Below are 23,165 nucleotides of genomic sequence, written 5' to 3' on the forward strand. Positions count from 1 at the left end.
TATAAAACTATTTGAGGTGACCATATGTATAGAGATCAAATCGAAAAGGCCTGGAATGACAGACGTCATCATCCTGAGGCCTCTCATAAAATCATAAAGGAAATTTTAAATAAAGCCATGCCAGACAGCTTAGATTACCATAACGCTCTGACCGTTTATGGTATTTTAGAGATCTATTTTGCCGATTATCATGAAGCTGAAAAAGCATTGATACATGCTGGAGATTACTATGAAAAACATCATGACCCACTCTTTGAATCAAGAAATGACAATTCACTGGGCATGATGTACATCAACTCAGGAGACTTAAGCAAGGCCGTGACATATTTAATGCATGGTGTAGAAGTTGCTGATAAACATGATATTGATGAGATGTTTATTTACATGGTTTATAATCTTGGTGAGATATATAAAGACATAAAAAATTATAGCAAGGCCATTACATTTATTAAAAAAGCCATTGATAAAAACCCGTCAGAGTCTCATTCTATTACCAGTGTTCTTTATTCTAGTATGGCTCAGTGTCTTGAAGCAGTTAACGAGTATGAAAAAGCCATGGTTTATGCTGATAAAAGTATTGAAATAGCAGCAAATAGACAAGATGACATAGCCCTAGCTCTTTGTTATATTACTCTGGCTCATTTATACTTCAATATGAATAAACTAGACCTAGCCTATGACTACTGCCTAAAAAGTTATGATATCAGAACAAGGATCAATGATTTGTATTCTATCGTTGTTTGTCATATGGTTTTTGCAAGAATTGCCCATGGAAGAAAAAACTATCTTGAATGCATATATAGGTGTGAAATGGCGCTTGAAATCTCTAATCGTATTAAAAGCAGTGTCAATCATGTGGTTTTATATGAGCTACTTGCAACCTCTTGTAAACATCTAAAAAAGTTTAATGAAGCCATTTACTATTATGAGAAGTTAAAGGAATACCAAAAGAAGCATTTTAATGATGAACTTCAAAATAATGTGACGGTTATGTCTGCTGAAAATAACATTGAGTCTCTTAAAAAAGATGCTGAAATCTACATGCTAAGCAATGAGAAGTTGATTCAAAAGTCAAAGGAACTCAAACTGATTTCCAACATCGGTCAGACCTTAATTAATGTTTTAGACTTTAAAATTGTTACAGAAGAACTGTATAAACACTTAAGTGAACTTTTGAATATTCAATTTATGTCTATCGGGATCTTGAATGAGGATGAATTAGATTATACCTATATTGTCTATGATAATGAGTTTCTTATTCCCTATAGGGTCAAAGATAAAAAGAAAAGTTTTGGTTATAAGGCCATCAGCGAAAAAAGAACCATTACCTTGTCTAAAGAGGACTTACAACTAAATAATATTGAGCAGATCAAGGACATTTCCAAAATAAACTCTCTTCTCTTTTGTCCACTCTACAATCATAACAAGGCGATTGGTGTTATCAGTATACAAAGCTATGATGTCGATGCATACTCTATAAGTGATATTGACCTAGTAGAAGGTTTGTCATCCTATATAGCCATTGCCATAGACAATGCCTTAAAGACATCTATTATCAAAGATACAGCGGATGAACTTAGACGAACACTGGACAACTTAAGAGAAACTCAAGCTTCTCTGATACAAGCTGAAAAACTGGCTGCCATGGGCAGTCTTGTAGCCGGAGTTGCACATGAACTCAATACACCAATCGGGGCAAGTATTACCATGATTACCCATCAAATTGACTTGATAAAGAGTTTACAAAAACAGTTTCTAAGCGAAACCCTAAGCAAAAAACAATTAAGTGATTGCATCAATAAGAGTCTATTAACTCTAAATAATATTGAAGATGCTGTTATACATTCTTCAGATATGATAAACTCATTTAAATCACTGGCTATCAATAAGACCGATATCCTTCTAAAGCAAATAGAGATCAATCATCTATTGCAGCTGGTTTATAAAAATGAAGAAAAACTTTTAATGGACAATGATGTCCACTTAACCACCAATCATTCAAGCGACTTTATCAAAACATATCCGACCATTTTACTTGAAGTATTGCACCAATTGATTGCCAATAGTATTCATCACAGCTTTGAAGATGAAGACAGAAAGATTATTTCTCTTTTTGTTGAACTAAAAGAAGATGGGATTCATATTATTTATAAGGATTCAGGCAAAGATATTCCAGAAGATGTTCAGTCTCATATGTATGAACCCTTCTATTCTACAAAAAAACTTGAAGGTATGATGGGGATTGGCCTACATGCCGTTCATAACATGGTCACACAACTATTGGATGGTGTTATTTATTATGATAAAGCTTATACCATTACAATCCCTAATATTGAAACAAACTAAAACAAGAAGCCTTTAGGCTTCTTGAATCATTTCTAATAGATAATCATACATATCATCATGCCTGATCATATTTAAGTTTCCTATTAAAATCAGTTTTGATTTTGCTCTAGAGATAGAAACATTTAATCTTCTGAAATCCTTTAGAAAACCAATGTTGTTTGAAGGATTAGATCTAACGAAAGAGATGATAACAACATCTTTTTCACGCCCTTGAAAGGCATCAACCGTGTCTATTTCAATTTCGGGATACAACTTTTGCAACTTTTTAGCCTGTGCTTTATAGGGTGATATAACAGCAATTTGATCTTCTTTTACATACTTGAGAAGTCTTTTTATCTGTTTACCAACCATGTCTATTTCCTGTTGGTTGTAAAAGGACTTTGAATCTTTCTGCATAAGCTCTTTACCACCAACCTGAATCGTTTCAATGATGTCACCTCGCATAACACGTCTTTTTCTGACCTGCTTTGCAGGAATCAGTTGATCATTATAAAACATACTAGATACAAGATTGTTAATTTCCTCATGCATACGGTATTGGACATTTAACTGACTTAAATAGTAAGGATACTTGTCTGCCAAGTAATCCATCAGAGATTGGTCTAAACCTAATTCTTTAGCCTCTTGGTTGATGACAACTGGTGGTAACTGATAATGGTCACCTACTAATACAAAGCGATTACATTTTAAAATAGGAATCATAGCTGATGGCATAGATGCTTGGGCAGCTTCGTCCATAATGACCCAATCAAAATGTGCATCCACCAATAAATCACAGCCTGCTGTAGCATTAGTAGAAGCAATGATCTGATGACTATAAAGTATGTCACTTTGTATCTGGTCTCTAAGCTTTTGTATTTTAGAGTATAAAGCATCCATTTTTTTTTGTAACTTTAAAAAGGGTTTCATGTCTTTTATGGTCTGTTTAGAAATGCCTCTTCCAGACTGATTACTTTCTAGAAGCTCTATAAGCTCCGTATAAGTATAGCCTCTTGTATCTTTGTTGCTTGGTCTTTCAACGCCCTTTTGAAGTTCCTTGACTTCTTCTAACTGGTCCTGTAGAGAAGTTACTTCACCATAAAGAACATGCTCATATATCCTGTAATCCAGGGTGTATGATTTTAGGTCTTTGTTGACACGGATGGGATTACCAATACGGAGCGGGTCTAAGCCGAGCTTGATGCAGTTTCTAATCAGATGGTCGACTGCAGCATTAGAATCCGCAGTAATTAAAACCTTTTTACCCTGTTTGACAATCCAATGAATCAAATGAGCTGCTGTATAGGTCTTACCAGTTCCAGGAGGTCCCTGTATACTGTAATAGCCATTGTTGTTAAATGCTTGAGATATAGCATCGCTTTGACGTTCATTCAAGTCCTTATAAGGAATCTCCTTTAAGGATGTATTGACACCATATTGGCCGGATAATATTTTATGTAGTTTAGAATATTGAGGTGACCTTAGATTCAAAAGGGCCTCTTCCATTCTCTTATAGGTTGTATCATTGACAGCTAAGTCAATCCTTAGTCCCTTAGAACTTGCAAATCTAGGCTGTCTAGAAAATGCAAGTGTTATCGACTTATGGCTGACTTCATAAACAATAGCTGTAGGATTTTGCTGATCAAGTGGATTTGTAAGACTTACAAGTACCTGGTCTCCAACATTTATTTCCGTTTCAATTCTTTCACCTTTTGAAAATATGTATAAGTGTTCGCCACTCAGCGTTCGACCACTTTTTCTCTTTTTTAAGTTGATGATAGCTCTGCCCTTTTTCTCTCTTTCAAGGCCGCTTAAATACTTCATTTCTTGGAAGTGTCTATCTCTTTCTTCTTCTCTTTCGTATTCGACAGAGCGAAGCATATTATTAATAAGTGTTTTTACTTGATAATCCATATTTCTTCCTTTCACATACATGATACGTAAATTGCATGAAAGATTCAAGTTATAAAGTTATTAAAAAATAACTGTACATATGTACAGCTACTTCTTCTTAAATGGATTTAGCTTAGTAATTTTTCTTCCTGTGCCTGTTAATACTTTGCCTGACATCTCCTTCACGTAGGCGTACTTTAAACTTCTGGCGCGTCTTCTGGCGCGTTTCTTGACCTCTTTTTCACTAAGATTTTGATCTTCTACGATATTTAAGAGTTCATACTTGAATTTTAAGCCGCTATAGTACATAAAAGCATAGTTGCCAGCAGCTTGTAAAACAGGACTGAGTGCATTAACAGCAATGTTGAAAAATGGCACTTTGGAGCCGACACTCTTACCGGATTCCTCAGCAATCAGTTCTGAAAACTCTTCAGCCAGTTCCTCAATGATGGCTTCAATGGTTTCATCAAATTCCTCAACCAGACCAGTTACAGAAGCAACACTTAGAACCGAAAAATACATCCTCATAAGCGATTTGAAATTGTATCGTAAGCCAAGGATCGATGACAGTTTATAAATCATCTGTGAATTAGATAGAAAGATTGACAAACCATCAATAAATGAATTAGGTGATACCATTACAGTGACGGTTGTTTGCTGGGCAAATTGTTTAATGATGCCATCAAACTCGTCCACTTTATGTATAAGATGTGCTTTTAATTCTTCTTTATCTGAAAGACCTACATTATCTCTTTTATTAAAGTAGTTTAAAAACTTCTTTTGGTGTTTATCTTCTTCTATGAATGATTTTAACTGGTTAAAAGATGGCCGTGATAAATATTTCATCATTGGATAGATGAAATATACAAGCACCAGTGTGGCAAATAAGCCATATAGGACATAAGACAGATAGACCTGATCAAAACTTAAAAAGTCAATGACTTTAAACATGCTGTTCACAAAAAAATATCCAAAGTATAAAATAACAAAGAATAATATAATTTTTAACTGTTTCATAACGCCTCCACTATTAATATACCAAATAAAACAAAAAAAATAACGGTATTACCCGTTATTTAATGAATTCCATATATCCTCTGACCTCATAGGTAGTTTTCTGATACGTTTTCCTAGAGCGTTCTTAATAGCGTTTGATAAGGCTGCTGGTGGTGTATCTATACCAATTTCACCAACTGATTTGGCTCCGAATGGACCTGACGGCTCATAGGAATCAACAAAGGTAACATCCATATTTTTAACTTCCATCCTAGTTGGCACATTGTAAGTTAAAAAGGAATTGTTCATGTTGACACCAAGTTCAGTACGATTGACTTCTTCATAGAGTGTCATACCAATGCCCTGTAAAAGTGCACCTTCTACCTGGATTTTAGCTAGATTTGGATTAATGGTTGTACCACAGTCCACAACAGCTACATAGTTTAAGATATCAAGCTTGCCTGTACGCTTATCTATTTCAACTTCTACACCACCAACCATATATGGTGGAGGTGACTTTGTTCCAACATAAGAACCTGATGAAACCAGTTGCTCTTGGTTTTCTGAGTAAAAGAGCTTGGTTGAAAAATCCTTAAGACTTATTTTAGAATCACCACAGATAATAGATTCACCATCATAATCTACGTCTTCGCTAGAAAAATAGATTTTACCAGCTTTTTTGATTTTCTCAATCATATTTTCAGCAGCAATTCTTACAGAATGACCAGATACATAAGTAGTAGATGATGCATAAGCACCTGTATCAAATGGTGTTAAGTCTGTATCAGATGAATATACAATGATTTTATCGGTATCTACCATTAAAGTTTCTGCAGCTATTTGAGCCAATATGGTATCTGAGCCAGTTCCTATATCAGTTGCCCCAACCAATAAGTTGAAGAAACCATCATCATTCAGTTTGATAATCGCTGAGCCCATATCAATGTATGGAATGCCCGATCCCTGCATGGCTATGGCAAGACCAACACCTCTAGCCTTGTAAGGATGTGTATTCTCAGCATTTACCTTATTGTAGTAGTCAAGTTTCTCAATACACAGATCTAAACACTCATCTAGTTTACAAGATTCTACAGTCATTGCTGTACCTTCTTGGCCTTCACCCATGATTTCAAATATTTCAGAAGTTTCTTGTTCCTTCATCATATTCATTCTTCTTAGGACGACAGGGTCCATCTGAAGTTTAGAAGCCAGTTCATCAATTGCTGATTCCAGTGCAAAATTACCTTGAATGGCACCGTAACCCCTATAAGCTCCAGCAGGTGTTAGATTTGTATAAACAACATCACCAGAAAAACCAACAGCTTCTACCTTGTTATAAAGCGGCAGTGTTTTAGAACCGGCTACCATTAAAACGGTTAAAGCATGTTCGCCATAAGCACCCGTATTGGAAAGTATTTTCATATCTATAACTTTGATATGACCATCTGTATCTGCACCAATTCGAATATCAAGTCTCATTTCATGTCTAGTATAAGATGCTGAGAAAACATCTTTTCTAGTATAAATCAGTTTTGCCGGTAGGCCTGTCTTCATGGTTACCAGTGATACATAAAACTCTCCATGGATGGCTTGTTTACCACCGTAGCCACCACCGATACGTGGTTTGATTACTCTGATTTTAGAAAGTGGCAGACCAAGTGTTTTACCTACAATTCGTCTTACATGAAATGGTGTTTGCGTTGATGTAATGATGTTAAGTCTGTCTTGTTGGTCAAAGTAGGAAACAGCTGAATGTGGTTCAGTCATGGCATGTGCTTGGGCTTGTGTATAATACCTGCCCTCATAGACAACATCAGATTCTGAAAGTGATTTTTCTACATCACCAATGGCCATCTCATAACAGGCAGCTATGTTGACCTCAGGTTTATGGCCAATTTCAAACATAGACTTAGAACCATCATCCTTATGGACTAGAACCTCATGGCCAATGGCCTTTTCAAAATCTAAAACAGCTTCATGAATATCATATTTGACCTGTATTTTAGAAATAGCCAAATCAACTGCTTTTTCAGAATGACCAGCGACGATAGCAACCGGCTCTCCTACATAACGCACTGTCTTATTAAGAATTCTATGATCATATGGAGATGGTTCAGGAAAACCTTGACCAGCTCTTGAAAAGTTAACATCTCCTACATCCTTGTATGTAAGAACACATTTGATTTCAGGTAAGGATGTTGCTATATGTGTATCAATAGATACTACGGTTGCATGGGCATGAGGACTTCTTAGAAGTTTTACGATTAGCGCATCTCTTGGTGCTAAATCATCAGTATAAGCAGGTTTACCCAATACAAGTCCTACACCATCGACTTTTGGAATTTTCTTATTAACACTCATCACTTTACCTCCAACATTTTCTTTAAGGCTCTATGTTGGCCCTCGTAACCAGAACATCTACATAAGTTACCAGCCAAATAATGTTTAATTTCATCTATACTTGGATGAGGATGGTCTTTCATCATGGCATAAATGGCCATAACATGACCTGGTGAACAGAATCCACATTGGTCTACACCCTCTTCTGTAATAAACTTTGCAATTTTTCTGGCTTCTTCTTGGATGCCTTCTACAGTTGTTATTGGCTTGTTATTGGCTCTTATTGTTAGATAAGAGCAAGATGGTACGAGATTACCGTCTACTAGTATAGAACAGACGCCACAAGAAGTTTGGTCACAGCCTCTTTTAACTGATTTATAACCAAGTTTTCTAAGTGTGTCTAAAAGGTACTCGTCAGGTTCTGCGGCAAACTTGTAATGAGAGCCGTTGATGATTAATTTAACTTCCATAAGCACCTCTTTCCTCTAATAAGTCTTGATATAAGGCTTCAAATAACGCTTTTCTATACTTGCCCGATGCACGGTAGTCATCACCAAATGGTATTTTATCAAAGTCCGCCTCATTAAAGTTTTCTATCACTAGTGTTTTACCTGGTCTTGCTCCAACCGCTAAACGATTATCAACCATAGATACATTTAAAATGGATAAGTCAGTGTAAACTTTTTTAAAGTACTTTGTTCCAGAAAAAACTGGCTTTTTAATATAGATTTCAACTAATATGTCCTTCTCATCTAGACCATTTTCATAGAAATCCTTCATAGACATCTTACCCTTCTTATAGAAGACTAGATATGCATCTAATGCCAGTAGGGCTGTATTGATATCACTAAAAGGATATCTGCCACATATAGATCCCCCTATGGTTGCCATGTTTCTAACACCAATACCTGATATCTGTTTCACAGCATCTGTTATGGCCTTTGGCAGTTTTGATTTTTCTAATGATCTTAAGTTGGTCATAGCACCAATAATAAAACCATCTTTGATTTCATTGATGTAATCTAAGTTCAATCCATTTAAATCAATTAATAAAGGATGTGTTTTCTTCTGTAATCTGATGAATAAACCACCAGCTAAAAGGGTTGCATTTCTTCTACTGTTAAGTAAGTCATATGCTTCGTCTAAATCTGCTGGTATCTTTAAGTCTAATGCCTTCATGAATGCTCCTTTCTGAAATACTCGTAAACCTCTTCTTTTGTATATGATTTTACTTCTGTAATCTTGATGTTTGATGTGTCCTTTAAGCCGTTACCTGTAATCACTAGACATATAGACTTATCTTTTGGAATATCTGATTTAAGTAGGCCAGCCAGCGTCACAGCGCCTGCAGGTTCAGAGAAAATACCGGTAGTTGAAGCCAGTAGTTCAATGCTTTTAACGATTTCTTCATCTGTGACTGACATGAAGTAACCACCGTTTTCTTTAAGGTACTTGCAAGCCTTAACGACATCCCTTGGATTGCCGACAGAGATGCTGTCAGCGATTGTTTGAACATCTTCTACAAATAAGTCATGTCCTTCAAAGACTTTTTTTAAGGTTGAGGCATTCTCTGCTTGCACACCGATAACCTTTGGTAGATTATCAATAAGGCCCAAGTCATAAAACTCTTTAAAACCCTTACACAAACCACTGATGATGGTACCATCACCTACGCCTACAAAAACATAGTCAGGTGATTCATAGTTGTTTTGGACGATGATTTCAAATGCACCAGTTTTCTTGCCTTCAAGCAAATACGGATTGATGGCAGAGTTTCTTGTATACCAGCCATTTTTTAGCCCAATTTCTAAAGAGAGATCAAAAACTTCATCATAAGAAGCTTGAATGGGAAAAATATGAGCGCCTGCAACCATAAGCTGTGCTAACTTACCACTTGGAATGGTAGATGGTACAAATATGGTTGTTTTTATAGGGGTATGTGCATTTAAAAGAGCCAGTGATGAGGCTGCATTACCTGTTGATGCACAGAATATGTGATCATTGCCTTCTTCGATGGCGCGATTAACAGCTATGATGCTTGCCCGGTCTTTATAAGAAGCTGACAAATTCATACCGTCATTTTTTATCATAAGTTTGTCATATCCAAATACATGGTCAAAAGTCATAAGCGGTGTGCCACCGATAAAATCATCGAGTGGCGTATGTGAGCTTACTGGTAAAAGTTCAGCAAACTGAAACATAGATGCTTTTTTCTTGAAGTTCTTCTCTAACTTGATAGATTCATAATCGTATAGGACCTCTAGTGTACCTAATAGCGGCCCACAGTCATCACAGGTATAACGCCCCTTTTGAGGATCGTAGACTTTTTCACATGTGATGCATCGTAGTTTGTGCATCATATCACCCCACTAATTGCCCCTGTCGGGCATCTAGACTCACATAAACCACACCTTATGCACTTGTCTGAGTCATTAACAATATAGGTCTCTTGTCTCATAGCCATTTCTGGACATATGTTGGTACATTTATGACATAAAACGCATTTGTCTTTATCAACAACCGGATAACCACCCTTACCTTTTACTTCAAGTGACAATGGTGTTTTCCTTAATGAAGCGATACTTTCAATGTTATGTTTAGCCATTAATTCTGGTAAGTCTTCAACTATATGATTGTAAACTTGTCTGCCGTTTATCAGGGCAGACGATAACATTTGTACCAAATCAGCACCTGCTAAAATGAACTCCAGTACATCCCTAGCAGAAGCTACGCCACCACATGCAATTAGAGGTAGATCTGGATAGTGTTTTCTTATGGTCATGACACGCTGTAAGGCAATCGGCTTTATAGCTGGGCCAGAAATCCAAGAATGTCCTTCCTCTGTACCTATGGTTACGGATCTTTTCCCTAGGTCTATACAGACACCAGGTCCCACTGAATTTACAGCAACCACCCCACTTGCACCAGCTTTAATAGCAACATCGATGAAGTCGATAAAATCAGTTACATGAGGACTCAACTTTATAAAAACAGGTTTATCTGTAAGGCTACAAATGGTAGAAACCAAATCGTGTAAGGAATCTTTACCATAATGTGTGGACACCTCAAAGAAATCTGCAAACTTATCTAAATGTGGTATAGACTTTTTAAAGTCATCTGATGTGTAACCCGCACATACAATAAGGGGCTTATTCAAATCTTTTTTTAATTCTGGAAGGATTTTATCGGTCCATTCCTCAAGTGGTTTTTCACTCCAAAGCTCAGTATTATAGACCGTATGTTTACCTGCAACAATACAAGGTTTTTTAACATCAGCCCCTTCAATAGAGATGGTTTTTGTAACAATACCACCTACTTTTGATTGATTAAAGAAGACAAGACTATGTAAAGAACCAACACTTGGACCCGATGCTGGTAAAAGAGGGTTCTCAAACTCAACACCTAGTAGATTAACTTTTAAACTCATAAACGCCTCCATAAATTTTTAACGACATCCTCATTGATCACTTCATTTTCTATCAAATCATAGTTATCAACTTTTCTTTTACCACCTACAATAACTGTATGTGGCCTTAATGCTTCAAATGCACCAAATAAAACATGGGCAAATATATTATCAGTATGAACTGGTGTAATCGAGTGATAATCCACTAGGATAAAATCACTGTCATACCCCTTTGAAATTCGTCCAATACGTGTATTTCTTAGTTTGTTGAAATAGTCATAAGAATGAATGACCTGTTTTTTTACCCAGTCTAGTGAAACATCCTTATTACTTTCATTGGATTGATTGCCAACATAAAAGAGATGTTGATACTCTTTAGCCACATTAACGCCAAGACCATCGGTACCAATAAGTAAAGGTATGTCTAGTCTAGATAGTAGACTCTGATTGTAAAGTCCAACGCCATTGTTTAAATTAGAAGTTGGATTAATTGCAACCACACAATTTTTATTCTTAATCATTTGGCCTTCTTGATCATCAATGTATATACAATGGGCGAGTATACTATCTTTATTAAGAAGATTAAAATCATCCAGACGCTGAACCACCCTTTTATCATACTGAGAAAGTGACAGTTCTTCATCTAAATCACTTTCAGCGACATGTATATGTATCGGTCTATCACCTAATACTGCTGAAACTTTAGCTAGACTTTCATTGGATAAAGACATAGATGCATGTAGGCCAAAATGATTGCTTTCTATGTATTTTAGGTTCTCTTTGATACAAGCTTCGATATCAAATCGATCACTGGTTTCAAAGCATAGGAGATGCTTCATTTCCCTTTTTTCAAGTTCATGATGAATGACCATTAAACTGTCTTCAATAACACCAGACGCATGATGGTCAATAATAGACGTTACACCACATAAGAGAGATTCTTGAGCATAAGCTTTGGCACTTTCCTTGATGGAGTCTAGGGTTAATTCCTTATCAAATTTCCACCATATCTGTTCTAATATCTCCAGAAAATTATTTGGAGAAGCACTTAAAGGGGAACCTCTAAACAAGGTTGAATAAATATGAGTGTGGCCATTAATTAGACCTGGCAAAAGAAGCATGCCTTTACCATCATATATTTCATAGTGGCCTTCAAAGTCTTCCATAGGACCCACACTAATGATTTGCCTATCGAAAATGACATAACCATTTGGAATGTAGTTTTGATAGTCATATATTTTAACATTAACGATTGCCTTCATAAGCCCTCCTCAAATACTTACCCTTATGGTCAAAAACTTGCCCGTTTTCCATAATGACCCTACCACGAGAGATTGTAGTTTTAATTTGACAATTAACCTTTATATCTTCATAAACATTAAAATCACACTTGGTATAAGGATTTATTAGCTGATAGTCCCCTTCTTCTAACAATACAAGGTCGGCATCAAAATCTTTTTTAATATAGCCTTTGCCAGATAATCCAAAAATTTCAGCAGTATTTTCAGTAAACTTAGGTATGATTTTATCCCCATACAAGGTATACAAAAGCTGAAAGGCGTAACCTAATGATCCAAGACCTTTGGGAATTTTATCAACGGGTTCATCGACAAGCTTTTCATCCAACATAAATGGACAATGGTCTGTACCGATGGTATCTAACTTGTCAGAGTTATCTTTCATGAGATTAATAGAATCATGAGACCTTATAGGAGGTGCAAGGAGATACTTCTTGCCATCTTCTTTAAGAAACAAGTCTTTTGAAAGATAAAAATATTGCGGACAAGATTCATAATAAACATCTTTATATCTATCCAGTCGATCTAAAGTATGGCCTGAAGAGATATGAACGATATATAGCCTGCCCTTGTCGCTCTTAAGCTTCAGTAGTTTATCAACGGCTTCATATTCAGCTTCTTCTGACCGACTTGCTTCATAGTCAGACATGCTTTCACAAGCCTTGATCCTATCATCATTTTCAGAATGTGCCATCATGACAAGGTCTTCACTCAATATTTCTTTTATCTTTTCATAGGAACATTTTCTATCACTGTCTGAATATGTTGTAAAAACTTTGACACTTGTAATACCTGCTTCTTTAAGCATAGGCAGAAGTGAAGCATAGTCGTCTTTATAATTGGCAAAAGTACAATGAAAACCATAATCAACAATGGCATTTTCAGCCTCTTGTAATCGTCTTTTAAAGACTGTTTCAAACTCTGAATTATCATAAATAGGATCTAAAAAGTCTAAAAGTGTCGTTACACCACCAAGGGCTGCCGACTGGCTACCAGACTTAAAATCATCTGCTGAGAAAGTCTTACCAATATTTAAATGCAAATGAACATGTGGATCGATAAAGCCAGGTAAAACCTTTAGACCATCAGCATCAATTGTCTTATCAGCATCCAATAAGTCTTTAGTAATTTTTGATATTTTACCTGATTTTATATAGATGTTTGTTTCTATAAATTCATGGTCAATGTAACATTGACCATGAATAATTCTCATATCGTACATCATAGTGTTAATGCCATGACTGCCTTAGCTGTATGAAGTCTGTTTTCAGCTTCCTGATAAACAACTGATTTTGGTCCATCAATGACAGAATCTTCGACTTCATTACCTCTGTCTGCTGGCAGTGCATGCATGTACTTAACATTTGGACTAGCAAGTTTCATCTTCTCTTCTGTGCATTTCCATGATTTAAAATCTTCAATATTAACTTGAGGATTCTTACCTGACCATGAACCCCAGTTCTTAGGAATCACAACGTCAGCATCTTTAAAGGCTTCATCAATATCGTGAGTAATCTTAAAAGAACCACCGTATTTTAAAGCATTTTCCTTGGCTTCTTCTATAACCCAGTCTGGCATTTCAAAGCCTTCTGGATAAGCTAACGTTACGTCCATCTCATATCTAGGGAAAAGTAAAGCTTGAGTTAAAGGTACACTGATTGGTTTCTTATGACTGGTCGCATAAGCCCAAATAATTGAAACCTTAAGCTTCTTGGTATCTCTACATAATTCTTTGATGGTCAAAAGATCTGCAAGTCCCTGCATTGGATGATATAAATCGCATTGTAAGTTCATAATTGGACGGCTAGAATGTTTGGCCATTTCATTTAGATACTTGTTACCGATTTCCCAGAAGCAGTTTCTACAGGCAATACCATGACCAAAGCTTGATAAGATAACAGCTGTATCTTTTGCAACTTCTCCATGTGATATCTGCATGGTAGATGTATCTAAGAAGTTTGCATGACCGCCTAATTGAGCCATACCCATTTCCATTGAGTTTCTTGTTCTAGTAGATTCTTCAAAGAACATAAGCGCAATGGTCTTGTTCTTTAGGTAATCCGTTGTTACATCCATATAATGCTTTCTTTTTAACTCACTTGCTGTCTCCAAAAGCATGTCAATTTCAAAGTTTGTCCAGTCTCTTAAAGTAATAAAGTGTTTACCTTTTAATTTTCCGTACATAATGCCCCCTTATCCGCTAGTGGTATCAATGCATAAAGCATTGCCGCTTCAGTTAAATCTGATTTTTTAATTTTTTCATTTGGTGCATGAGCTTCTTCTTCAAGCCCAGGCCCAAAACCTATACACGGTACATCATACATGCCCATAATTGCAACACCATTTGTAGAGAATGTCCACTTATCAAGTAATGCTGGTTTTTCAAACAAGTAATCATAAGCACATAAGAAATCTTTACAGAGTTTATGTTCCTCTGGTATAACCCAAGTTGGAAAATAACAAGCCACATCCGGATGATAACCGGTATAGGATGGTCTGTCATACCTGTACATGGTAACTTTTGCATCAAATTTTTTAACACTGTCTAGTCCTAATATTTCTCCTATAGCAGACGCTTCTGTTTCACCAAAAGTCAGTCTTCTATCAATAGAAATCTTACAACCATCTGCTACAGCACATCTTGATGGGGATGAATAAAAAATCTCTGATACAACAAGTGTCCCTTTACCTAAAAAGTCATCATGACGAAGTCTTTCATTTAACAGTTCAAGTTCATTAATGATTTTTGCCATTTTATAAATGGCATTGTCACCACGTTCTGGTGCAGAACCATGTGCACTGGTACCTGCTACTTCAACTAATATTTCCATACGGCCTCTTTGGCCCCTGTAGATGTTTAAGCCTGTTGGCTCCGTAGATACGACAAAGTCAGGCTCGATAACCTTTTCGTTGAGAATATGTTGCCAGCATAAACCGTCACAGTCTTCTTCCTGAACAGTTCCTGTTACCCAAACGGTGTGATTATCTAGAAAACCAGCCTCTTTCATGATTTTGGCCCCATAGACTGCAGAGGCAAAGCCACCTTCTTGGTCACTGGCACCTCTACCATAGATGTATTCATCATCTTCTTTGCCTTTAAAAGGATCAAAGGTCCAGTTGTCAATATTACCGACATCTACTGTATCTATGTGTCCATCAAAGGCGATTACTTTAGGACCTGAACCCATACGACCTAAGATGTTGCCCATCTCATCGATTAGGATTTCATCATATTCAAGTTTTGTCATTTCTGCCTTGATTCTATCTATGAGTTTACTTTCTTCACAAGAAGTAGACGGAATGGCAATCATATCTCTTAAAAACTGGTGTAAATCTTTTTCATATTTATCAGCTAATGCTTTAACCTTCTCTTTATAGTTCATCTTCCATCTCCTTTAAAAAAGATCTAATAAGGTTTTCAGTTACCCGTTCTCTGTAATCTTTGGTAGATCGTTTATCATCTTGGCCAAACATAAGGCTCTTGTAGCCTTGAATTAAATCATCTATGTTTTTATCTTTTTTATATGTTACTTCAAGGGCTCTGTTTCTAATCACAGTATCATTTACAGCACCAATGGCTATTCTTAAATCTGATTCATTATAGACCATGAAGACTGAAAGTTTTGATAAAATACTGGCCTTTCTCTGACCGATCTTCTTGTAAGAAAATCCTTTTTCCTTAAACTTCGGCACAATCACCTTAGTCAATATTTCATTGGCCTGTCTAGCAGTTTTGTACTTTCCTAAAACAAACTCTTCTACAGGTAGTAGACGTCTACCATATTTACTGACAAGCTCTACCTTTGCATCTAATGCATAAAATATTGGTAAAGAATCTGCTACGGAGGCTGCATTGACAATGTTGCCACCAACTGTGGCTACATTTCGGATGGCTGGTGAAGACATCAATGAATACGGCACCCTAATATAGTCAGGTAGATCGCTGTCAACGATGTCAGTCTGAGTCGTCAAGGTTCCAATCTCATAATAATCATCACTTTCTACAATGCCAGCCAACTCTTTTAAATGACTGATGTAAACGACAGATTGAGTAAACTTTCTTTCAGCACCCTGCCACTGTCTCTTACGAATCATTAGGTCAGTACCACCAGCAAAAATATGACAGGTTTCCTTATCAAGAATATCAAGGACTTGATCGAATGTGTCAGGACGATAAGTATTAAACATCGAAGAAACCTCCCTTCTTTAAGAGTTCTACTGCTTCAAATATACTTTGATAGCCTGTACATCTACATAAATTACCAGAAAGGGCTTCCTTAACTTCTTCTGGACTCGGATCAACGTTTTTTCTAACCAGTTCATAAACAGCCATGACCATGCCAGGCGTACAATAGCCACATTGAACAGCACCAGTATCCATAAAGGCTTTTTCAATTTGCCTATAGTCCTCTGTTTGAGAAAATGCTTCAATGGTCACAACATGTTTATCTACAACATTGGCCATTGGGACCATACAGGAGTTGACTAAAAGATCATCTATAAAAACCATACAAGCGCCACATTCTCCTTCAGCACATCCCTCTTTGGTACCTGTTAAATCGAAGTCTTCTCTGATACAGTCTAATAATCTTCTTGAGTAGGTTGTATCTACATTTACATCTTTATGATTTAGTTTAAATTTAATCTTCATTCATTGCCTCCATAACGCGTTCTGGTGTTACAGGAATTACATTGATATGTTTATGAATGATATCTTCTACAGCTGATGCTACAGCGGGTGCTACACCTACTAGGGTTAATTCTCCTACAGCCTTAGCTCCAAAAGGTCCATCCACATATTTGTTGATGACCCAGTCACAATGAATGGTTGGAATATCACAAGTTGTTGGAATAACATAGTTAGAAAAAGAATGTTGTTGGATCAAGCCATCTTTGGTGTCCATTTTTTCAAGCAAACCGTATCCCAGACCTTGTACAACACCACCCTGTATTTGACCTATAAGGAGTCTTTCGTCTACAGGTACGCCAACATCATAAACGCCATATATATCAGTACATGTCACTTCATAAGTAATTGGATCCATCTCAACTCTAGCCATTAGAGCCGACCATGAATAAGCCATATAGGCATTACCATGTAACTTATCTTGATCCCACTTAACATAATCAGGTTGTTTAAATCTTTCTTCAATGAGTATTTCACCGGGCTCATCTAAACGGTCTTTTAGCTTCTTCGCTGCAAGGTGAAGCAGGTTCCCGACTACCATAGTTGTTCTAGATGCCACAGTAGGACCTGAATCAGGCACATACTTTGTGTCCGGTCTATGGTAATGAACTCTTTCTATTGGATAGTCCAGTGTTGCTGCCACAATTTTAGATAAGGCAGTAATGGCACCTTGTCCCATTTCCACATTAGAAACCAAAATAGTCACATCGCCATTTGTCTCTTTTTTCAGATGTACAATTGCCTTTATATGAGCCGCTTCTCCATCACCTGTGAATCCACCCCCATGTGGAATGAATGAAAAACCATAACCCACATATGGCTCTTTAGCAGACTTAATCTTGTCATAGTCGATGATGTCTTTAAGCTTGTCTGTGATTTCGTCCAAACAGATAGTCTCGTTAAAGACACCACCAGTAGACGTCATGTCACCTTGTTTTACAAAGTAAGTTTTTCTGAAGTCTATTTGGTCTAAACCTAGGTAGTCAGCAAGCTGACTCATATGAAGCTCAAGAGCATACATAGACTGAGGTGCACCAAAGCCTCTAAAGGCCCCAGTAAAGACATTATTGGTTTTAACAGTTTTCCCATTGACTCGAATGACATCAAACATGTAACAGCCCATCATGGTAAAAATGGCTCTTTGTAAAACAACATCAGAAAGACCTAGGTAGGGACCTGAATCCAATTTAATGGCATAATCCATACCCACAATTTTTTTATCTTTGATGTATGTTTTAGTTTTAGATTCTGAAGGATGTCTTTTTGTTGTAAAAGCCATATCCTCTCTTCTATCAAATATGAGTCTAACAGGTGCCTGAACCTTAGAGGCTGCTACAGCAACTTGTATAGCAAGAAGTGATGGATATTCTTCCTTGCCGCCAAATGCGCCACCAGTTGGTGTTTGTACAACTCGAACATCCTCTGTTTCCAAGGCATGTTTTAAGGCATTAAGGACATAATAAGGGCATTGTAAAGAACCATAGACAGTGATGATATCATCTTCTACAATACCCACAACGCCTTGTTTTTCCATGTATACCTGCTCTTGATAACCTGTATTGTATACAGATTCAAATATGTCATCATACTCAAGCTCATCAAAAGAGCCAATAGAAAAAGTATGATCTGTAAAAACTTCTGCTTGATCTGATTTAAAATCGTCTACAAATGGAAGTTCTTCATATGTAACTTTTGTTCTGTTAAAAAATGAAATGATTTGATCTTTATCCCTACCGACAATTAAGGCAATAGGTTCTCCGTAATAATTGACTTGATCTTTTGCAAAGACAGGCATGTCCTTTAAAATCATAGCTACTTCGTTATGGCCCTTTACATCTTTATGGTCCACTACGGTAATACCTTCTTCTGCAGGTGGATACTCAATACTCAGTATTTTCCCCTTTGTAACGGTAGACCTTAATGTTCTTGCAAAATGTAAGTTATCAAAGGTCATATCTTCTATGTACTTGGTTTTACCACACAGTTTGTCCTTGATATCCACTCGATCTACATGATCAGTGATTTTCATTGAATCCGCCCCCTTACTTTTTCTAAATCTTTTTTAGTATCTATATCCACAAGAATATAGGGATCCTCTACTACAAGGTAGTCTTTATCATATTCATTTAAAAATGCTCTTAAATGCTCATGTTTGCTTTTACATATGGCTTTTACAATAGGATAGGCCAACTTAATTGGATGACCTGATTTCATATTATAAGAAGGTATAAGTATCTGCCCATCTTGCTCACTCATTTTTTGATAGGTCTTATCAGATACAAAAGCCATGTCACCTGGAATAAGATAAACATCCTCTCCTGCTAAGGCCATACCACATTTTATAGAGCTATACATACCTTCTTTATAATCTTTGTTGTAGGCCAATATGACTTTGTCATATTTAGCCAGAATCTCTTCAATCAGGTGGCTTTTATGGCCCACCACAACAATAATCCTATTAACATAAGGTGCCATTTTAATGACCGTCTTTTCTATTAAGGTCACACCCTCAATCATTTGAAGCATTTTATTCTCTGGAAAACGTGTTGACATTCCAGCAGCCAAGATTATTCCCTCCAAAAGTTACCTCCTAAATATATTATATTCTGAAAATTCTGATAACAAAACTTTAGCTTATAGAATTTTATATTAGTTTGTAAGTTTCTAACAAACTTATACCCAAAAATGTAAAAAAAAATAGGACTTCGCCTATTTTCTTAAGAAACTTTCAAATAAAATTACTTTAACTATTAAGTTCTATTTGCCAACATCTCTTAAATGTTCAACTTTTGTGTCATTAGAAATAGCGTGTATCTCACTTATGATGCTTAAGGCTATGTCTTCTGGTCTTTCACCACCTAAGCTTAAACCAATTGGCGCATAAACTTTATCAAGTGTCTCCTTGTCAAATCCAAGAGTCTTCAAGTTCTTATAACAAGTTTTAATCTTATTTTCAGACCCGATCATACCGATATAGGCATGGGGTTTATTTAAAACATAAGCTAGGGAATCTTGGTCATATCGATGACCGTGAGTCACAATAATAATATACATGTCCTTATGAAAATCTATCTCTTCTAATGCTTTTAAAATATCATCCTGGATACAATTTGATTTTTCAAAAACAGGATCTAAAAATATGTCAGGTCTTTGATCGATGACACTTGTTTTATAACCCAAGGTATTTGCAAATGGTAAGATAGCCTTGCATATATGACCACCACCTAGGATGAGGATTTCCTTTTTTCGATTGAATACCTGAATGAAGACTTTGACTTCACCACCACAAGTCATGTCAAGTGTGTCCAAAGGATAATGTATAACATGAGACATCTTGTTATTAAGTGCTTTAATAGCATCTTTTATAGCCTTGAATTCTACAGCACCCCCACCAATAGAACCATGTAGAAGTCCATCTAAACCTACGAGCATGCTTGATCCGATGCCTCTAGGGCTTGATCCACTTTCTTCGATTATTGTTACTGTTGCCACGGATATATTTTTATCTATTAGTGTTTGTATTTCTTTAAAAAACATTTTCACCTCTCTAAGGAATCAACCATATGATATTGTCTATTTTTTCTTTTAAAGTCTTTATAAGATCCAAATCCTTTAAGAGATCCAGTTCTATTTTCATCCTGTATCCCAATTGTTTGGCCTCTTGTTTAAAGCCTAGGTTTAACATGAATCTTAAATCATCACAGTTTTCTTGGAACAAATCCAAAACTTCATGAAGGCCAAGTCCTGGCTCTGACAGATAATAGCTTTTGTTCTTTAAGAACCTTTTCCATACTGCATCTGGTTTGATAGATGTAGGTTTCAGGACCATATCTTCTGTGATGGTTAACTCAGAAGTTTCTCTAAACTGATATTCAAACATCCAACCTTCATAGGCTGCAAGCATGTCACTAAATTCTTCAATATCGATGACTTTATCGTCAATTTTCAATTTATAAACGCCATGATCTACAGTGACAATTGATGTACCGACACTCTTTAAACCAAACTCACCTTTATGGTTTTCTAAAGACTTATAAGAAAGTGTTCTTTGTATTTTTTCAATCAGCTGCCACAAGCCTACTTTCAACTCTGTATCAAGAGATGAATAAAGCTCTATTTTATAGCCATCCTTTTCTCTTGCCAGCCATTTGATACCAACAGGCATGATGACATAGGAAACGACAAAGAGGTGATCTTTTTGATCGATGTCTTCAATCGTAACCTCTAACTTATCTTCTATGTCCACATTGACATCAAAGACCTCAGCCATCATGTCGTTGTAACACGACTTACAGAAATGGCCTATGCCTTCTATTTGTATGGCTGTATGCTTTTCTTTACAGATATCACAATAACTCATAATTAACCTATGTTTCTGATAACACTTCTAATGGTCAGATCGAAGTGTTTTGACCAAAATCTATAAGCAGAGAAATTAAAAGACTCAAAGTCTACTGCCAAGATTTTATAACCATTTTTTAAACCGTAATCATGGGCATGTTTTAGAAGAGAAAGTCCAATCCCCTTGCCCTGATGTTTACTCATTACCTGAGTAGTTTTTATGCCAAGTGTTGTATCATCTGAACCTATTGTACAACCTCCTGAACTTTTATCAACAAGCATCATCATAGCAAGTATCTGGTCCTCTTCATAAACAAGAATATGGGAAGATTCATCTTGTAGCCACTTGCTTAATAAAGTTCTTGAATCAGAGAAGTTCATACCTAAACGAGAAACATCGTTCATATAGTCATGATGTTCATCTAGTAAAGGTACCAAGGCATCTATATCCTTCATACTTGCCTGACGAATGTTTTCAAGTGCACATGCCATTTGAGGATCTATCTTAGTATGTGCATCTAGACACCTACCACCATAAGAGGCTTCAAAGAATAAACTTGATAGATCTTGTCTGTTATTCAGATAGGAAATGGTATGATCTCTTAAATGATTTTTTGTCATGTAATCATAAGCAAGATTTAAAAGCGCTTCAGTAATTACAGGATTACTAGGAAAGTAATGGGCCCATTCAGCATGATAGAGTCCTTGTCTTCCATAAAAGAGTTCACCGGCATAAGTCATAGAAATAAAACCATATTCATGACCTATATTTATAATATACCCATCTTTATCTAGAATATTGTTTACAAATTTATCAATATCAATCCTTCCCTTTGGTATGTATTTGAAACTTTTGGTGTATGCTTCGAATTTATCAGATAAGATACGACTGATAAGTTCTTTATGTTCTACATTAATTTTTTGAATATTCATACTTACCTCCTAATAAAAATTGTATAATAGACTTAATAGCATAGCAAGAAGTATATGAAAGGAGCCAAAATGATTAAAAAAGAAAACATATTTTATACATTCTCAAAAAACAATAAACCAGTCTATCGTGCTTATGATGGAGAAATCATTACCTTAGAAACCGTAGATGCTTTTGGTGGTCAAATCAAGTCAGAAGAAGATAAACTAGACCAACTCGATTGGAAAAGAGTCAATCCTGCCACGGGTCCTATCTATGTAGAAAACGCTCAAGCTGGTGATCTACTAAAAGTAGACATTATGGCTATCGAACTTGATAGTCATGGCATCATGGCCTCCATTCCTGGAGCTGGTATATTTGGCAAGATGTATGAATCATCTAGTATCAAATGTTTTTCAATTGAAAATAATCATACTTATTTTAACGACATTATGTTGCCCTTAGAGCCTATGATAGGCGTCATTGGAGTGGCACCTGAAACAGATACTCCAAATGGCGAGCCAGGACCTCACGGTGGTAATATGGACAACAAGATGATTCGTGTTGGCTCTAGTCTCTATCTACCTGTTTTTACTGAAGGTGTCTTGTTTGGCCTTGGTGACTTACATGCACTTATGTCTGATGGTGAAGTCAATGTAACAGGCATAGAAATTGGTGGTAAGGTCACCATAAAGTTAAGTCTTTTAAAAGGCCTGTCTCATGGTCATCCCCTTTTAATTGATCAAGATCATTTTTACACCATCTATTCGGACAAAACTTTAGAAGACGCTGTAAAAGGTGCATCTCTTGAAATGCACCACTGGTTAAAAGATGCCCTTAACTATACAGATTCAGATACATCTATGTTAATGAGCTTGATGGCCAACTTAGAGATTTGCCAGGTGGTAGATCCTAAGGTTACCATTCGAATGAAAGCGCCTTTAACTTATTTTAGGCAATTTAAATAGC

At 36.3% G+C, this 23,165-nt stretch carries 20 protein-coding genes; 2 read left to right on the forward strand and 18 right to left on the reverse strand.

Translation table 11 applies throughout. The features are described 5' to 3' along the window. Positions 1–24 precede the first annotated feature (24 nt). The gene (locus tag EZV73_RS19505; RefSeq protein WP_240842090.1) at positions 25–2,346 is read left to right on the forward strand and encodes an ATP-binding protein; all 2,322 of its coding nucleotides are present in this window, start codon (positions 25–27) and stop codon (positions 2,344–2,346) included. Between the two features lie 12 nt (positions 2,347–2,358). On the opposite strand, the gene EZV73_RS19510 is transcribed toward EZV73_RS19505, so the two are convergent. The 18 genes from EZV73_RS19510 to EZV73_RS19595 form a co-directional block, all read right to left on the reverse strand. Continuing rightward, on the reverse strand, positions 2,359–4,239 hold the full coding sequence (locus EZV73_RS19510; RefSeq protein WP_240842091.1) for an IGHMBP2 family helicase: 1,881 nt from the start codon (positions 4,237–4,239) through the stop codon (positions 2,359–2,361). Between the two features lie 87 nt (positions 4,240–4,326). Next, entirely contained in the window at positions 4,327–5,235 is a 909-nt protein-coding gene (locus tag EZV73_RS19515) for a DUF697 domain-containing protein (RefSeq protein WP_240842092.1), read from the reverse strand. A gap of 48 nt (positions 5,236–5,283) precedes the next feature. After that, on the reverse strand, positions 5,284–7,575 hold the full coding sequence (locus tag EZV73_RS19520) for a xanthine dehydrogenase family protein molybdopterin-binding subunit (protein WP_240842093.1): 2,292 nt from the start codon (positions 7,573–7,575) through the stop codon (positions 5,284–5,286). After that, entirely contained in the window at positions 7,575–8,024 is a 450-nt protein-coding gene (locus EZV73_RS19525) for a (2Fe-2S)-binding protein (protein ID WP_240842094.1), read from the reverse strand. The genes EZV73_RS19520 and EZV73_RS19525 overlap by 1 nt, the downstream gene beginning before the upstream one ends. Continuing rightward, on the reverse strand, positions 8,014–8,733 hold the full coding sequence (locus EZV73_RS19530) for a xanthine dehydrogenase family protein subunit M (protein WP_240842095.1): 720 nt from the start codon (positions 8,731–8,733) through the stop codon (positions 8,014–8,016). The genes EZV73_RS19525 and EZV73_RS19530 overlap by 11 nt, the downstream gene beginning before the upstream one ends. Beyond that, complete coding sequence (gene thrC, locus EZV73_RS19535) at positions 8,730–9,911, reverse strand: threonine synthase (RefSeq protein WP_240842096.1); 1,182 nt, start codon at positions 9,909–9,911, stop codon at positions 8,730–8,732. The genes EZV73_RS19530 and thrC overlap by 4 nt, the downstream gene beginning before the upstream one ends. Next, complete coding sequence (locus EZV73_RS19540; protein WP_240842097.1) at positions 9,911–10,981, reverse strand: 4Fe-4S binding protein; 1,071 nt, start codon at positions 10,979–10,981, stop codon at positions 9,911–9,913. Before EZV73_RS19540 ends, thrC begins: the two co-directional genes overlap by 1 nt. Further along, complete coding sequence (locus tag EZV73_RS19545) at positions 10,978–12,222, reverse strand: amidohydrolase family protein (RefSeq protein ID WP_240842098.1); 1,245 nt, start codon at positions 12,220–12,222, stop codon at positions 10,978–10,980. Before EZV73_RS19545 ends, EZV73_RS19540 begins: the two co-directional genes overlap by 4 nt. Continuing rightward, positions 12,206–13,471 carry a dihydroorotase family protein gene (locus tag EZV73_RS19550; protein WP_240842099.1) on the reverse strand — a complete coding sequence of 422 codons (1,266 nt, stop codon included), beginning with the start codon at positions 13,469–13,471 and terminating at the stop codon, positions 12,206–12,208. Before EZV73_RS19550 ends, EZV73_RS19545 begins: the two co-directional genes overlap by 17 nt. A gap of 8 nt (positions 13,472–13,479) precedes the next feature. After that, a complete protein-coding gene (locus EZV73_RS19555; RefSeq protein ID WP_240842100.1) occupies positions 13,480–14,442 on the reverse strand; it encodes an ornithine carbamoyltransferase in 963 nt (320 codons plus the stop codon). Continuing rightward, on the reverse strand, positions 14,427–15,641 hold the full coding sequence (locus EZV73_RS19560) for a YgeY family selenium metabolism-linked hydrolase (RefSeq protein ID WP_240842101.1): 1,215 nt from the start codon (positions 15,639–15,641) through the stop codon (positions 14,427–14,429). Before EZV73_RS19560 ends, EZV73_RS19555 begins: the two co-directional genes overlap by 16 nt. After that, positions 15,631–16,446, reverse strand: a complete 816-nt coding sequence (locus tag EZV73_RS19565) for a xanthine dehydrogenase family protein subunit M (protein ID WP_240842102.1) — start codon at positions 16,444–16,446, stop codon at positions 15,631–15,633. Before EZV73_RS19565 ends, EZV73_RS19560 begins: the two co-directional genes overlap by 11 nt. After that, positions 16,439–16,909, reverse strand: coding sequence for a (2Fe-2S)-binding protein (locus tag EZV73_RS19570; RefSeq protein WP_240842103.1), 471 nt, complete (start codon positions 16,907–16,909; stop codon positions 16,439–16,441). Before EZV73_RS19570 ends, EZV73_RS19565 begins: the two co-directional genes overlap by 8 nt. Continuing rightward, positions 16,899–18,974, reverse strand: coding sequence for a xanthine dehydrogenase family protein molybdopterin-binding subunit (locus EZV73_RS19575; RefSeq protein ID WP_240842104.1), 2,076 nt, complete (start codon positions 18,972–18,974; stop codon positions 16,899–16,901). The genes EZV73_RS19570 and EZV73_RS19575 overlap by 11 nt, the downstream gene beginning before the upstream one ends. Next, complete coding sequence (locus tag EZV73_RS19580; protein ID WP_240842105.1) at positions 18,971–19,525, reverse strand: NTP transferase domain-containing protein; 555 nt, start codon at positions 19,523–19,525, stop codon at positions 18,971–18,973. Before EZV73_RS19580 ends, EZV73_RS19575 begins: the two co-directional genes overlap by 4 nt. A gap of 177 nt (positions 19,526–19,702) precedes the next feature. After that, the gene (locus EZV73_RS19585) at positions 19,703–20,482 is read right to left on the reverse strand and encodes an XdhC family protein (protein ID WP_240842106.1); all 780 of its coding nucleotides are present in this window, start codon (positions 20,480–20,482) and stop codon (positions 19,703–19,705) included. A 10-nt stretch (positions 20,483–20,492) separates the two neighbouring features. After that, positions 20,493–21,305: a hypothetical protein gene (locus tag EZV73_RS19590; protein ID WP_240842107.1), complete on the reverse strand. Its 813-nt coding sequence runs from the start codon at positions 21,303–21,305 to the stop codon at positions 20,493–20,495. A gap of 2 nt (positions 21,306–21,307) precedes the next feature. Next, complete coding sequence (locus EZV73_RS19595) at positions 21,308–22,219, reverse strand: GNAT family N-acetyltransferase (RefSeq protein WP_240842108.1); 912 nt, start codon at positions 22,217–22,219, stop codon at positions 21,308–21,310. A 69-nt stretch (positions 22,220–22,288) separates the two neighbouring features. Between EZV73_RS19595 and EZV73_RS19600 the strand changes: the two genes are divergently transcribed. Continuing rightward, entirely contained in the window at positions 22,289–23,164 is an 876-nt protein-coding gene (locus EZV73_RS19600; RefSeq protein WP_240842109.1) for an acetamidase/formamidase family protein, read from the forward strand. Position 23,165 lies beyond the last annotated feature (1 nt).

The organism is Acidaminobacter sp. JC074 (genome assembly GCF_022496765.1).
GTDB lineage: Bacteria > Bacillota > Clostridia > Peptostreptococcales > Acidaminobacteraceae > JABXKX01.

Bases quoted from the DNA above. Each gene is read 5' to 3' on its own strand.
- EZV73_RS19555 (WP_240842100.1), bottom strand. From the start codon at position 14,442: ATGTACGGAAAATTAAAAGGTAAACACTTTATTACTTTAAGAGACTGG.
- EZV73_RS19595 (WP_240842108.1), bottom strand. From the start codon at position 22,219: ATGAATATTCAAAAAATTAATGTAGAACATAAAGAACTTATCAGTCGT.
- EZV73_RS19560 (WP_240842101.1), bottom strand. From the start codon at position 15,641: ATGAACTATAAAGAGAAGGTTAAAGCATTAGCTGATAAATATGAAAAA.
- EZV73_RS19565 (WP_240842102.1), bottom strand. From the start codon at position 16,446: ATGTTTAATACTTATCGTCCTGACACATTCGATCAAGTCCTTGATATT.
- thrC (WP_240842096.1), bottom strand. From the start codon at position 9,911: ATGCACAAACTACGATGCATCACATGTGAAAAAGTCTACGATCCTCAA.
- EZV73_RS19530 (WP_240842095.1), bottom strand. From the start codon at position 8,733: ATGAAGGCATTAGACTTAAAGATACCAGCAGATTTAGACGAAGCATAT.
- EZV73_RS19540 (WP_240842097.1), bottom strand. From the start codon at position 10,981: ATGAGTTTAAAAGTTAATCTACTAGGTGTTGAGTTTGAGAACCCTCTT.
- EZV73_RS19575 (WP_240842104.1), bottom strand. From the start codon at position 18,974: ATGAAAATCACTGATCATGTAGATCGAGTGGATATCAAGGACAAACTG.
- EZV73_RS19505 (WP_240842090.1), top strand. From the start codon at position 25: ATGTATAGAGATCAAATCGAAAAGGCCTGGAATGACAGACGTCATCAT.
- EZV73_RS19600 (WP_240842109.1), top strand. From the start codon at position 22,289: ATGATTAAAAAAGAAAACATATTTTATACATTCTCAAAAAACAATAAA.
- EZV73_RS19570 (WP_240842103.1), bottom strand. From the start codon at position 16,909: ATGAAGATTAAATTTAAACTAAATCATAAAGATGTAAATGTAGATACA.
- EZV73_RS19550 (WP_240842099.1), bottom strand. From the start codon at position 13,471: ATGAGAATTATTCATGGTCAATGTTACATTGACCATGAATTTATAGAA.
- EZV73_RS19515 (WP_240842092.1), bottom strand. From the start codon at position 5,235: ATGAAACAGTTAAAAATTATATTATTCTTTGTTATTTTATACTTTGGA.
- EZV73_RS19520 (WP_240842093.1), bottom strand. From the start codon at position 7,575: ATGAGTGTTAATAAGAAAATTCCAAAAGTCGATGGTGTAGGACTTGTA.
- EZV73_RS19510 (WP_240842091.1), bottom strand. From the start codon at position 4,239: ATGGATTATCAAGTAAAAACACTTATTAATAATATGCTTCGCTCTGTC.
- EZV73_RS19585 (WP_240842106.1), bottom strand. From the start codon at position 20,482: ATGTTTTTTAAAGAAATACAAACACTAATAGATAAAAATATATCCGTG.
- EZV73_RS19545 (WP_240842098.1), bottom strand. From the start codon at position 12,222: ATGAAGGCAATCGTTAATGTTAAAATATATGACTATCAAAACTACATT.
- EZV73_RS19590 (WP_240842107.1), bottom strand. From the start codon at position 21,305: ATGAGTTATTGTGATATCTGTAAAGAAAAGCATACAGCCATACAAATA.
- EZV73_RS19525 (WP_240842094.1), bottom strand. From the start codon at position 8,024: ATGGAAGTTAAATTAATCATCAACGGCTCTCATTACAAGTTTGCCGCA.